This is a genomic window from Chelativorans sp. AA-79, assembly GCF_029457495.1.
Lineage (GTDB): Bacteria > Pseudomonadota > Alphaproteobacteria > Rhizobiales > Rhizobiaceae > Chelativorans.
In genome coordinates this window covers 4,431,076-4,444,110 of record NZ_CP120361.1, presented here as the reverse complement: position 1 = coordinate 4,444,110, position 13,035 = coordinate 4,431,076, and the positions used below count along the sequence as shown (strand labels likewise).

12 protein-coding genes are annotated in these 13,035 nt (G+C 62.5%); 6 read left to right on the top strand and 6 right to left on the bottom strand.

Translation table 11 applies throughout. The features are described from left to right. Positions 1–8: 8 nt before the first annotated feature. The 3 genes from PVE73_RS21755 to PVE73_RS21745 are packed head-to-tail and all read right to left on the bottom strand — an operon-like array spanning position 9 to position 3,575. Positions 9–992 (bottom strand): oligopeptide/dipeptide ABC transporter ATP-binding protein, encoded by a 984-nt coding sequence (locus tag PVE73_RS21755; RefSeq protein ID WP_277367546.1) that lies wholly within the window; start codon positions 990–992, stop codon positions 9–11. After that, complete coding sequence (locus PVE73_RS21750; protein ID WP_277364244.1) at positions 985–2,007, bottom strand: ABC transporter ATP-binding protein; 1,023 nt, start codon at positions 2,005–2,007, stop codon at positions 985–987. The genes PVE73_RS21755 and PVE73_RS21750 overlap by 8 nt, the downstream gene beginning before the upstream one ends. Continuing rightward, a complete protein-coding gene (locus tag PVE73_RS21745; protein ID WP_277364243.1) occupies positions 2,007–3,575 on the bottom strand; it encodes an ABC transporter substrate-binding protein in 1,569 nt (522 codons plus the stop codon). The genes PVE73_RS21750 and PVE73_RS21745 overlap by 1 nt, the downstream gene beginning before the upstream one ends. A gap of 188 nt (positions 3,576–3,763) precedes the next feature. On the opposite strand from PVE73_RS21745, the gene phnF reads away from it, so the two are divergent. After that, positions 3,764–4,534 (top strand): phosphonate metabolism transcriptional regulator PhnF, encoded by a 771-nt coding sequence (phnF, locus tag PVE73_RS21740; RefSeq protein ID WP_277364242.1) that lies wholly within the window; start codon positions 3,764–3,766, stop codon positions 4,532–4,534. A 276-nt stretch (positions 4,535–4,810) separates the two neighbouring features. On the opposite strand, the gene PVE73_RS21735 is transcribed toward phnF, so the two are convergent. Together PVE73_RS21735 and PVE73_RS21730 are read right to left on the bottom strand one after the other, a co-directional pair. After that, complete coding sequence (locus PVE73_RS21735; protein ID WP_277364241.1) at positions 4,811–5,200, bottom strand: GFA family protein; 390 nt, start codon at positions 5,198–5,200, stop codon at positions 4,811–4,813. A gap of 21 nt (positions 5,201–5,221) precedes the next feature. Further along, positions 5,222–6,211: a helix-turn-helix domain-containing protein gene (locus PVE73_RS21730; protein ID WP_277364240.1), complete on the bottom strand. Its 990-nt coding sequence runs from the start codon at positions 6,209–6,211 to the stop codon at positions 5,222–5,224. A 336-nt stretch (positions 6,212–6,547) separates the two neighbouring features. Here PVE73_RS21730 and PVE73_RS21725 point away from each other — a divergent pair, with 336 nt between their 5' ends. The 5 genes from PVE73_RS21725 (at position 6,548) to PVE73_RS21705 (ending at position 12,286) form a co-directional block, all read left to right on the top strand. Next, positions 6,548–6,808, top strand: a complete 261-nt coding sequence (locus PVE73_RS21725) for a cupin domain-containing protein (RefSeq protein ID WP_277364239.1) — start codon at positions 6,548–6,550, stop codon at positions 6,806–6,808. Positions 6,809–7,100: 292 nt separating this feature from the next. Next, positions 7,101–7,334: a zf-HC2 domain-containing protein gene (locus PVE73_RS21720; protein WP_277364238.1), complete on the top strand. Its 234-nt coding sequence runs from the start codon at positions 7,101–7,103 to the stop codon at positions 7,332–7,334. A gap of 50 nt (positions 7,335–7,384) precedes the next feature. Next, positions 7,385–8,644, top strand: a complete 1,260-nt coding sequence (locus tag PVE73_RS21715) for a MerC family mercury resistance protein (protein WP_277364237.1) — start codon at positions 7,385–7,387, stop codon at positions 8,642–8,644. Positions 8,645–8,985: 341 nt separating this feature from the next. Continuing rightward, positions 8,986–10,293 carry a LysM peptidoglycan-binding domain-containing protein gene (locus PVE73_RS21710; protein WP_277364236.1) on the top strand — a complete coding sequence of 436 codons (1,308 nt, stop codon included), beginning with the start codon at positions 8,986–8,988 and terminating at the stop codon, positions 10,291–10,293. A gap of 640 nt (positions 10,294–10,933) precedes the next feature. Beyond that, a complete protein-coding gene (locus PVE73_RS21705; RefSeq protein ID WP_277364235.1) occupies positions 10,934–12,286 on the top strand; it encodes an integrase arm-type DNA-binding domain-containing protein in 1,353 nt (450 codons plus the stop codon). Between the two features lie 379 nt (positions 12,287–12,665). Here the strand turns inward: PVE73_RS21705 and PVE73_RS21700 are convergent, their stop codons facing one another. Next, positions 12,666–13,022, bottom strand: coding sequence for a DUF779 domain-containing protein (locus tag PVE73_RS21700; RefSeq protein WP_277364234.1), 357 nt, complete (start codon positions 13,020–13,022; stop codon positions 12,666–12,668). Positions 13,023–13,035: the final 13 nt, after the last annotated feature.

The window sequence follows — 13,035 nt, the reverse complement described above, 5'->3', positions numbered from 1 at the left end:
GGGTTCCTTCAGACGAGCGGCTGGAGGGGTGGTCTCGTGCCGGAGGCCAAGTGACAGGCGGCGGATCTCCCGTTGCCAAGAGCCTTCAGGGTAGGAACCGATGCCGTGCATGCCTCGATGGTGGCGAGCGGACAACGCGAGTGAAAGGCGCAGCCATTCTGCGCTTGCTCGGCACTGACGGCTTCTCCACGCAAGCGCTGCCGCGCGCTTCCGGACCTCTGCCGGATCTGCGGCACCGCGTCTATGAGGGCGCGGGTGTAGGGATGAGCGGGCGAGCGAAGCACCTCCTTCACCGGCCCTTCTTCCACGATACGCCCCAGATACATGACGGCGATCCGGTCAGCGACGTGGCGGACCACCCGTAGGTCGTGGGAGATGAAGACGCTGGCGAAGCGCGTTGCCTCCTGCAGACGGCGAATGAGGGCGATGATCTGTGCCTGGACCGAGACGTCGAGGGCCGACACCGGCTCATCGAAAACGACGAACGCCGGCTGGGTTGCAAGCGCCCGGGCGATAACGACCCGTTGACGCTGTCCGCCCGAGAGCTCAAGCGGCCGCCGCTCGTAAAGGCTGGCCGCCAGGCCCACCTCGTGCATCAGTCGTTCTGCCACGGTCTTGCGGACCGAACCCGGCGCGGCTCCATGGATCGCAAGCGGCTCCGCGATCTGGCGGCCCACGGGGAGCCTTGGGTCAAGCGCCTCCAGGGGGTTCTGGAAGACGATCTGCATGCGCGCTCTTTGTCTACGCCAGACACTGGCTGCCAGGGCGGCGAGGTCTACCCCCTCGAAACGGACCGAGCCGGAGGTGGCGGGCAGGAGCCCGAGCAGCAGACGGCCGAGCGTGCTCTTGCCACAGCCGCTTTCGCCGACGATCGCCAGCGTCTCGGAACGGCCGATGGCAAGATCAACTCCGCTTACGGCTGAAACGGTTACCGGGCGGTGGAATGGCCGTTTCATCAGGAAGTTGCGTGTGAGCCCCGTCGCCTCAAGCATGGGCACGAAGCAGTTTCGTTGCTTGCTTCATTAGTGGTTCCACGCGGGTGTGGCAAGCATAGGAGCGGCCGTTTCTGACCAAGGTGGGCCCCGGCATGACCATGTGGCAGGAGGCCAAGACGCGCTTGCAACGCGGAGCAAACGGGCAGCCGGAAGCAGAGACCTCGTCGCTCCTCGCCTGCCGGATAGGAACCGGCGGGTCGTCTTTGTCGATATCCGGCATCGCGGCGAGCAATGCGCTCGTATAAGGATGCATGGGGGCTTCAAGCACCTCGGCGGTGTTTCCCTGCTCCATCAGGCGGCCGCCATAGAGGACCATCACGCGGCAGGAGATTTCCGCCACCACACCCAGATCATGGGTGATCATCATAATGCCGAGTCCCGTGCGGGCTTGGATATCCCGGATCAGATCGAGAATCTGCGCCTGTGTGGTGACGTCGAGCGCAGTCGTGGGTTCGTCGGCGATGAGAATACGCGGGCCACCCGCAAGCGCTCCCGCGATCATCACGCGCTGTGCCATGCCGCCGGACAATTCGTGCGGATAAGCACGGAGGACTCGCGCCGGGTTGTGCAAGCCTACCTGATGGAGGATGTCTGCAGCGGCGGCGCGTGCCACGCGCTTTTCCATCGCGCGCAGCCGCATGAAGCGATCAACGAGAAAGCGTTCCACGTTCCAGCGCGGATCGAGCGACGCCTGTGGGTCCTGGAATATAGCGGCCAAAACGCTGCCGCGCAGCCGCTGTGCCGCCAGCAGGCCGGTCACATCCTGACCATCGACCAGGACTCGCCCTCCTCGCTGCTCCACGCCAGCAGGTAAAAGCCCCAGTACGGCAAGCGCGGTCAAGCTCTTGCCCGAACCGCTTTCGCCGACCAGGGCCAGAATCTCCCCGGCATTGAGCGTGAAGCTCATACCGTTTACGAGGATAGCCCCGGTCTTGCGCGAAGCGAGCACCAGATCGCGCACTTCCAGGATTGAAGCGGGCGGCGTTGCCGCCCGCATGTGATCCGACAGCATTAAGCCCTCGAGAAGCCCAGATTGTAGGGTCTCAAATCCATGAATTCGAAGGTGACCGGCTTCCAATCGATGTCACGGCGCACGCCGTAAATCTCGACCGGCTGGTAGAGCACGGCACCCGGTGCCTCCTCTTCCCAAATGTCGAGCAGGCGCTGGAACGCGACTTTGCGCTCCTCCCCGTCGGGAAGGGCGGCCACCTTGGCGGCAAGTTCGTTATATTCCGCCGGCGGCTTCCAGCCATATGCGGCCTGCGGCGTGCCTGCCGGACCCCAATCGGAGGTGAGGGGCGTCGAAGCATCCGGCATTTGGAAGCCGTTCGACCAGTTGCGCAGCTGCAGACCTTCGCCTTGGACCTGATCCCAGGTTTCCAGGATCTGCATGTTCACATTGAGACCCACTGCCTTCCACATTTCAAGCATCATCTGGATGGCCGCTACGGAGTTGACATAGTAGTCGTTGAGCGTGCGGAAGGTGATGAGCTCGCCATTGTAGCCCGCCTCCTGGAGTAGCGCCCGCGCGCGTTCCGGATCGTGCGCGAAGCCTGGGCGCTGCGGCTCGTAGGTCGCGCCATAGGCCGGTATCTGGAAGCCGTTCGGGACGCCGGCCATGCCGGCCCAAAGTGCATCGTTGATGAGTTTGCGATCAAGAGCGAGGTTCATGGCCTGGCGGACACGACGGTCGGAAACGACCGGCGCATCGGCTTTGAAGACGTAGAGGTGCACATTCTCGATCTGCGCCGAACGCGTTTCCACATGCGACTGGGCGTCGACCATTGCGATGTTGTCGGGCGCCAGCGCGCACGCCATGTCGTATTCGCCGCTGATGAGCCCCGCAACACGGGCGGCTACCTCGGGAACCACCTGAAAAGTGATGCGAGAAGCGGTCGGCCGGCCGAGATAATAATCGTCATTGGCTTCCACCACGACCCGGTCGCCGGGCACGAACTCGACAAATTTGTAAGGCCCCGTGCCGATCGGCTTGAGGCCGAAGCCTTCGGCGCCCATCTCACGATACGCCTTCTCGGGCACAACCCATGCGATCCAGGAGGCGAGGCGCTTTTCAAGGCTATAGTCAGCCGCCGCAGTGCGGAAGCGCACGGTTTTCTCGTTCATCGCCTCGATGCTTTCGAACTTGGCGGAAAAGAGTGGTCCGCGCGGAACCATCGGGTTTTCGCCCCAGAGGCGCTCCTTGGAGAAGGTAAAGGCCACGTCCGCCGCGGTCACCATGGCACCGTCGTGGAACTTAATGCCTTCGGCGAGCGTCACAAGGACCGTTCGCTCATCTTCTCGCGTCCAAGACTTTGCTACGGATGGCACGAGTTCGGTGCCGGAACCCTGCTCATTGCTGAAGAAATCGCGGCGGATGAGCGTATCGAAAAGCGCGTTGGTGATGCGGTTACCGACATTGGAAATGGCATTGACCGGCTCCAACGTGACCGGCAGTCCCTGTACTGCGATGCGCAATTCCGGCCGGTTGGCTTCCTGTGCGGCGAGGACTCTTGGCGCCAGTGCAGCAACACCCAGCGCCGACGTCACCATCATGAATTTTCGACGGGAAATTTCCGGCATGGCAGATCCTCTCTCGGTAGAAACTCAATATCGAAGATCGTAATGCGCGTATTATAATATTTAATGACATACCTTTTACATAAAAGGTACGATGTTAACATTTAATACATATTTTGAAGCTGGCATGCTCAATTCATATTTGATTCGACATATGGTCCGGACCTTTACATCATCCGTGTATCAGGCGTATGACGCCTTCCAATGAAAACAGTTGGAGAGGGTCGATGTCCCAAGTCTCGATCGCGGATCGCCATACCGGCCGAAGGAAGACTCTTCTGTGGGAACAGATCGCAGAATTGCTCCGCCGTGAGATCGAGCTTCGGGAGCCGGGAACTCAGCTCGACACGGAACTCGAACTTGCAGCGCGTTTCGGCGTAAGCCGCTTCACGGTGCGGCAGGCTTTGGCTGACCTGGAGCGGCGCGGGCTCGTGCGTATCCAGCATGGGCGAGGCCTGTTTGTAGCAGAACAAGCGATACCCTTTGTCCTCGACGGCCGGATGCGCTTCAGCGACAATCTGAAGCGTCTTGGCCTCTCCAGCACACGGAAATTTCTAGGAAGCTGGCATGAGCCAGCCGATGCTATCGCGGCACTGGCGCTTGACATCGAAGAGGGGGATGAAGTCGTGGTCGTCCGGGCCATGGCCTTTGTCGCCAATCGCCCGATCGGGCTTACCCGTGACCTCTATCCGGCAGAGCGATTTTCCGGCATCGAGGATCTTCTCAGCGACAATCCTTCACCCACCGCGGCACTGACGCAACTGGGCGTGGAGGATTACCGGCGCAAAAACACGCGCATTAGCAGCCGCATGCCTGACCAGGAAGAAGCCGATCTGCTCGGCATCACGCGCACCCGTCCCCTTCTCGAGACCACAAAGATTGACGTGGATGTGTCAGGCCAACCGATCGCCTGGGGCGTTTCGAGTTTTCCCGCCGACCGTGTGCATATTGTCGTTGAGTGAGTGCTTGCGCGGCGGGGCAGTTCGAAGTGCGGGATATCGAGACCTTGCGCCCGGTGCCCTAGACCGATCGCGGCCATAGGGTTCAAGCGACAACGCCCAGGTAACCAGCGGGCGTCAAGGGCCTGACTTGGTGAATGTCTCGATCGAGCCAGTCGCACGGCTGAACGGCTTCAGCTTCGGGCTGGCTTTTGCCGGCTCACTTATCGCGGCACGATCGACAGTCCAGGATGTCTGCTGAACTACGGCGTCATGGCAAGGTCTCATGTTCATTGTCGATCAAGGCGAAGGAGATCGCAGCCGAAGGCGACCCAGGGATGCTTCGACTGCTCCCAGGCCGAGACCGACGGGGCGGGGAAAGTCAGGGTCGGCGAAGGCGCCGACCGCGATGCCGAACTCCCCCGGCCGGAATTCAGCCTCCCAGAACACCGACGAGCCGCAGCGCGGGCAGAAATGGAAAATCAGCATCCGGCCCTTCTGGCCTTCGCGTGCGAAGACGCGGCTTACGCCTTCGATTTCGACCGCTTCGGCAGGAAAGAAGGCGATGGCGGCGAAGGCCGAGCCGGTGCGGCGCTGACATTCCTTGCAGTGGCAGGCAGCGACCGCGGCAGGCTCTCCCCAGACCTTCGCCCGGAGAGTGCCGCAGCAACATTGCGCGATCCTCTCCATGTGTTCTCCAGCCGCTCGGGGTCAGGCGGCCCGCCGTCCTCTCCTCCGCACTTCGCCCGGCGTCATGCTGTAGCGCTCGCCGAAGCGGCGGTAGAAGGTCGACAGGTCGTTGAAGCCGCAAAGGAAGGCGATCTCCGCGATCGACAGGTGCTCTGAAGCCGGGTCCTCGAGCAACGTGCGCCCTTTTTCCAGTCGCCGGCCGGCCACGAAGTCGCAGAAGCCCGCGGCCATCTCTTCGAAAAGCGCGTGCAGCCAGCGTGGCGACATCCCCAGATCCCTGGCAGCGCGGCCGGCCGTAAGGCGCGGATCGTCCAGATGCGCCTCGATATAGGCGAGCACCCGCTGGCGCTGAAAGGCACGGTAGTTGCCCTGGCGCGCCCGGTGCGGCCGCGTCTCCACCTCCATCGCCAGGCCGAGCAGACCGCATATGTGCGAAAGCAGGCCGTGCTGGAGGGTGCGGTCGAGCCCCTCCGCCTCGCGGGCGAGTTCACACGCATTGCGCATCAGCACGCCGGTCATCCCGCCGCCGGCAGGCAGGCGCAGTATGGCGTCGCACCTGTCGTGGAAGGGCAGGAAAGGGGCGGCGAGGGATTCCGGCAGGCTCCATCGCAACAGCCGGGAACTGACCGGAGAGACCACCTGGCTGGGCTCTGTGGTGTCGATGAGGACGATGTCGCCGGCGCTCTGCGTGCGCTCGCCGGCCGCCCAGCGGTAGGTCCCGTGCCCTTCGAGCAGGACGACGAGATGGAAGCGGTGCGGATCGCCCCTAGCAGATCCGTTCTGCGTCACCGTGACGGGAGGAGCAGCGATTTCCGCAAGCACGGCATCGGCAATGGTGCGGGCCTGGATGTTCAACGCCTCCGGCCGGCCGCAAAGAAGCTCGATCGTCTTGTTCCACAAGGGTGGGGGAACGACTTCGCCACAATTGCCGCCTCGGTCGAATGGTTCCCGCATGCGCCCCTGCCGTGGCACCGCCGGTTTGCTGGGGCGCACGGAAACTATCTCCGCCATGTTCTCCTCCTTTTCCTCGTCTCGGCAGCAAAGGACGCAACCTCATTTCAAAAGTTCCCCGAAACCCGGCCGCCGCATCGATGCCGGGCCGGGTGCACAAATTGCAAAAGCTGACTTCCCGAAACGCCAAGACCTGCCCCCGCCCATCCGCTACCTCATGGAGCAGGCTGAAGACCCGCCTCCGAAGGGTGGGCCAGACACTGACCGAACAACAGAGGAGAAGGATCATGGCAATAAAGTCAGCAGGGTTCGCCACTTGTGCCGCTTTGACGGTCCTTGGAGCGGCCGCGGTCGGCGCGACCGGTTGTGGGCGAGCAAGGGACTGAAGCCAACATCGTGGTTTTCGATGTGGGGCCGGGCTGGGAGACCCAGCGCCACATCCATCCGGGCCATGTCTTCGTCTACGTGACGGAAGGCACGATCGACGTCGATGTCGAAGGCGAGGATCTGCGGACGGTGTCGGCCGGCGAGGCATTCTACGAACTGCCCGACAAGCCGATGGTGGCCCGCACCGCCTCGGCCGACGAAGGGGCCCGCTTCATCGTTTTTCAGGTGGGGCCTACGGGCCAACCCATCATGCTTCCGCATCCGGACTAGGACGGCGCCCACCGAGAACAACCGCCAGGGCGTGCTTGCCGGCCGCGATCCCGTGGACCGAGCCGGCAGGCGCGCCGTCCAGAATAAAGGCACAGGAAGGGAGATATTGGAATGATCGTCGCACGTTGGCACTGCAATGCCCGATTCGGCAAGAAGCCGGAGCTGATCGACCGCATCAAGGAATGGAGGGAGACGATCGGCTTTCTCGCGGCCGCAGCCTTCTTCAAGGCGCGCTGTGGCGGCAGGCGGGTGAGGCTGGGATCAGGCCTGGCGATGCGAAAGGTGGTGTCCGATGACGCAGGACCTGCGGTGCGAGGAGGTGATCGAAAAGCTCCTCGAATACCTCGACCGCGAACTCGACGCGGAGATGGAGCAGGCGCTTGCACGCCACATGGACACCTGCCGGGCCTGCTTCTCCCGGGCGGAGTTCGAGCGCAGGCTGCGCGCGCGGGTGAGGGAAGCCAGCGAGGTCAAGGCTCCTGAATCGCTGCGCCGCCGCGTGCGCGCGATGGTCGCGCGCTTCTGAAGAACGTTTTCACCGGCGCCAGGTGCGCCGCAGGCAGCGGAGGAGCGCGAATGGTCGCAATCCTGGGATTCTCGAAGGAACAGATCACCGAGGCTGTGCGCGCGATGTATGGCAGCGTGGCCGACGATCCGAACCAGGGGTTTCACTTTCCGGTGGGCCGTCCGGCAGCCCTCGCCGTGAGTTATCCGGAGGAAGAGCTCGACCGCTTGCCGCAGGCTGCAGTCGATCGGTTCGCGGGTGTCGGTTATCCCTTCCTTGCCGGCGTGATCCGGTCGGGCGACACCGTACTCGACGTCGGCTCAGGCTCGGGAACGGACACCCTTCTGGCCAGCCGCCTGGTGGGCAAGGCAGGCAGGGTCTATGCACTTGATATAACAACCCACATGCTTGCCCGCCTGCAGGCGACGCTTGGGGAGGCCGGCATCGGCAATGTCGAGACGATTGAGGCGGACGCCGAGCACATCCCGCTGCCTGACAACTCGGTCGACGTGATGACCTCGAACGGTGTTCTCAATCTCGTGCCCGACAAGCGCAAGGCGTGCGCCGAGATCTTCCGCGTGCTGAAGCCGGAAGGGCGGGTGCAACTCTCCGATATCGTCATCACCAGGCCGGTGCCGCTCGGCGGCCGCAGCGATCCGAAGCTGTGGGCGGAGTGCGTGGTCGGGGCTTCGGTGGACGAGGACTATCTGGAACTCTTCCGCGAGACCGGCTTTGTCGACGTCGAAGTGCTCGGCGAGTTCGATTATTTCTCGACGAGCCCCAGCGCCGATACGCGCCATATTGCCTCCGGGCTCGGTGCACGCTCCGTCACCGTCGTCATGCGCCGGCCGCGCGAGGCTGCCGGGACGGCGGGCCTTGAGCGCCTGGGATGGCTGGCGCGCCGCATGCACCCGAGGCGTCTCAAAGCCATCACCGGACGCGGTCTCTGGGGTGCGGTGGCAGCGGTCGCGGCCATTGTCGCCTGCTATGGCGTGATCGCCTTCCTGGCGCTCTTGTCGGTGATCGGCGTCTCGATCGCGCTTCCAGAGGGTGCCTGGGCAGCCATCATATTTGCCGCCGCAGCCCTGGTAGCCATCGCCACCGGCTTCAATCTGCCGCGGCACGGACGGCCTTGGCCACTGGTCGCAACGGCGCTCGGCGCCGCCCTCATCGGCTATATCGCCTTCGTGAGCTACAGCCCGCTGGTGGAGGCACTGGGGTTCATTGTTCTGATCGGCGGCGTGACGCTCGATCTCTACGAAATCTATCGCGCCGAATGCACTTCAGCCCGCATCGAAACAGCCGCTGCACGGACCGTGCCGGAACGATGACGCTTTCCATCCGCTCCTCGATGCGCCTCCAACTCCTTCCACTATATCGGCGCCTTTCGTTGATGCTCCGGTCCGAGATTAAGTCTGCGAGCTTGAATGTCGGTCGGGACAAGCGGCATAAGGGCGATTTTCGACGATGGAGATGCGTCTGGTGATGACGCATCCGGTTTCTGCTAGGCAGGCGCCGTCGCTTTCCCACCCCGGCTCGGAACCCGCGTGCAGTGGAAAATGTTGTGGCCAGAACCAAGCCGGTGCCCGTGCCCGGCCAAGGCCGCCGCGGCCACAAGAAGCATGCCGTATGGCGCGGAGCTGGCGCTCACGCCAGAACAGGGAGCGTAGAAATGGCAGGACGCCTTTCAACCTCCGCCGCGGTGCTCGCGACATTTTCCGTCGTGTTCCTCGCCGGTGCAAGCGCCAGGGCGCAGAGCCCCTGCGCCGATGAATACGTCATGCAGCCGGGCGACACCTTGTACCAGGTGACACAACAGTGCCAGGTCCGGCTGTCGGAACTCGTCGCCGCCAATCCTCAGATCGACGATGTCAACAACATAGCCGTGGGAACCCGGCTCAACATACCGGGAGCGACCGGCGGTGACGGCGGCAGCAGCGGTACGGCGCGGTCGCAGGCAACCCACGAGCTCGCACCGGGCGATACGCTCTTCTCCCTTGCGGAACGCTACGGGACCAGCGTCGATGCCCTGCTCGATGCCAATCCGGACTTCGACACGGATGATTTGAGGATCGGTCTGACGATCCGCATCCCGGCCGTTGCGCCGGACGGTGACGAACCGGTCGCCGGAGAGCCGACCATCAACGTCCAGCCGCGGGCCGGCGGGCCGGGGGCGCCCATCACGGTGAGCGGCGACAACTACACGCCCGGCCGGTCGGTGCAGATCGGCGTCGGGCCGCCGGAGTCGGAATGGCGCTCGCTCGCGCAGGCGCAGGTGCAGCCCGACGGCGAGGTGGAAGTCCAGGTTCGGATACCCGAAAACGCCGATCCCGGAGACGAGTTCGTCTTCGTGATCCACACCCGGGACGGTCGCACGGAGGTGAGCCAGCCTGTGCAGGTGGTCGAACGCCGCGACCCCGATGCGCCGGACGACCGGGCCGGCATGCGAACGGTAGAGGGACGGCTTGCACGCGGTGCGGAATGCCTGCAGCTGAACACGTCCGAGGGCCGGACATACAGTCTGGTCGGCGCCGGAGCGCAGTTCCAGGCCGGCGATTATGTGCGCATGACCGGCGAAACCGCCGAGGCCTCGTTCTGCATGCAGGGTGCTGCGACCATAGAGGTCGAAAGCATCACGCGGGCGGAGCCCCCGGAACACGACTCCGCGTCGCTGACACGCGACTATGTGCTGGCATCGTGGACCGCCAGGGAACCCTCCTGCCAGTCGCCGGACTTCGTGGTCAGCGGAAATGCGGCAGGAGGGCAGGTGGTGGAGACGCGTGTCAACGGCGAATCGCGGGCAGGCTATGTCAGGCTCGGTGACGATCCGGCCCTTATCTTCGACAGCCCGCGCCGGGAGTTCCCGATCAGCGCCCGTTCGCCGGATGCCCTGGCGGTGGAGCCGCCGCGAAGCGGCCCGCTTTCGATCAGCGGCGTCCGGATAGCGGGAGACGGAGCCGTCTTCATCCGCTGCGGCTAGCTCACCTGTCTGCCCGGACCTAATCCCGGAGGGGATTCCAGAATTCTACGAGAAAATTTCTCCGGGTAATACCTTTATTCGAAGGGGAAGGCTGTCCCCCTTAGTAGGGGGCCCGGTAGGGTACTCGCGCGGCGACGGACACTCAACGGTACCGGCCGTGGTGTTATGCCTTCCTTGCCTTGTCGTGCGCTTGACGAGCGAAGGGAAGAACAGACGGAATCAGCTTCAATCTCCTAGCTCATTCAGCCGAAGGCTTCATTAGACGCACCGCGTCATTACTACGTCATCACAGGAGAGGATTTTTGATCTTTCCCGCAAAGTAGCAGAAGAAAAATACGAATTTCTCAGAGAGTAATGGCGCGCCCGAAAGGATTCGAACCTCTGACCCCCAGATTCGTAGTTAAATCGGTCGACTTTTCCCGCCTTCGCGAAATCTCCTCAAATCTCTATCAAGCTATTGTAAAATATTCAATATTCGCACCCCAGCGTGGAGCATCGTACCCGGACTTTTGGACTTTACAGGAGTCTATTACCGGCTTAAAACCGGCATAAAAACTTTCGCACCCCTTTCTGACTCTGAATCTAGTTGTGTGTGGCTGTTGGAAATTATGCCGGTTGTAAGCCGGTGATGGAGTGACGTATGGCCGATATTCGCATCCTCCTGAACGACAAAAACGTGGCTCGTCTGCCTGCCGCGACCAGCGGCCAGTATCGCGCACGTGATACTGAATTGAAGGGCTTCTATGTGGTTGTCGGAAAGCGGCGGAAGACATTCGCCGTCCAAGGTGACCTGCGCCGGGAAGGCAAGCGGGCGGCCTCCATTACGGTGACGATCGGCGATGCTAGGGAGATGGCGACGCGCGAGGCACGGGCGACGGCGAAGGAGTATCTCGCGCAGATTAGCCGGGGTATGCATCCGAAGGCCGAGGAGCGGGCAGCGGAGAAGGAGCAGGCCGAGGAGCCGGCTGCCGCACCTTCGGTCGGCATTACCTTGCGGGCCGCATGGGAGCGTTACCGGGACGCGCATATGGTGCGTAAGGGTCGCAGCGAGCGGACGATCGAGAGTTATCGCGATCACGTCGAGCGCGTCTTCAAGGATTGGCTGGACAAGCCGCTGGTCGAGCTTGCCGACGATCCCGCCCAGGTCGCTACGAAGCACGACGAGATCACGAAGGAGAGCGGTCCCTATATCGCCAATGGCAGCATGCGCACGCTGCGGGCGATCTATAATCACGCACGCAAGACCAACCGGGGCCTGCCGGCCGACAATCCTGTCAACGCGATTGATTGGAATCAGGAGCGGCGGCGCAACACGGCGATGGGGCCAGGGGATCTGACGAACTGGTTCATGCAGGTCGCCGCGATGAGAAATCCGATCCGGCGCGAGTTCCATCTAATGAGCCTGCTGTCCGGATGCCGCCCCACCGCTTTGATGGAAGTGAAGCCAGAGCATATCGATCTACGCCGCCGCGTGCTGCACATCCCGAACCCCAAGGGTGGTGCCAAGCGAGCATTCGACATTCCATTGTCGAGGCAGATGATCCTTTGCTTGATCCGAGCCGTGCGCTTCGGCCGCTTCTTGCATCCGCTGGAAGCGCGGGCGTGGACCTTTCCAGCTGACAGCGCGGTCGGCCATCTGGTCGAGCAGAAGGAAGCTCGCAGCGTCCTGTCGAAGTGGGGCAACGATTTGCGGCAGAGCTATCGCACGTTGGCGACGACGGCGGGTGTATCGGAGTTCGATGCCCGACTGCTAATGAATCACGCCATACCAGGCGTGAATGCCGGCTATATCACACGGCACAAGCTGCTTGAGGAACATCTGCGCAGCCAACAGCAGGCGATCAGCGACACAATGTTCGCGGACCTGGGCGGTGCTTTGACAAAATCACCGGTCATTCAATCTTGGCTCGCGCCGCGGGCATCGCACCGTGTCATACAGGAAGCACGAGTTGCGCGCATGAAGCTCGATGGTCGAGCGGCGAAGGCGGCGTGAGGGACGAGCTTAGGTCTTCATTGGGTTTCGCAGCTTTAGTCTGCACCAACCTACTTGTGTTCTACCTCGATATTTGGCGGTAGCACAGGACCACTACCGTCGATCTTCCTGACAGGATTTGTTCGCGTTTGACGTTTGATATACTTGAGGGCTAAATTTGGCCCCACAATCACATCCAGATCGGACAATCCAAAATAGGCCAACTTTGCCCTTCGACCCAGCTCAATGACTTGGCTGGCGAGCCGCCAACCTGTGGCTCGCTTATTGGAGAATTCCACGTTCTCGATAGGCAATGTGGCATTGAACGAGTCTGCAACAATACCACGGTATGGCTTGCAACGGACGTTCGGAAATGGCTAGGCGACAGCAATCGGAACGCTCATGACCGATACTGCGAATAGGCCGGACTGTCGCAGACCTTCGAGCGGGTCAGGAAGCGTTTCTCCCGCCCGTTGTCGAGGGAGAACATGCCGCCGCGACCGGGCACGACATCGATGATCAGGTCCGTGTGCCTCCAGGCTTCGTATTGCAGGCCGCTGATATAGACCGGCGTCTCGCCGATATGGCCGAGCAGCACGTCGTTCTCGCTCAGGAGGAAGTCGCCGCGGGGGTAACACATGGGCGATGAGCCGTCGCAGCAGCCTCCGGACTGGTGAAACAAGACGGGGCCATGGTAGGCGATGATCTCGGCCAGGAGGTCAAGCGCCTCCGGGGTCGCGGAAACCTTGTCCGTCATGACATCCTCTCAG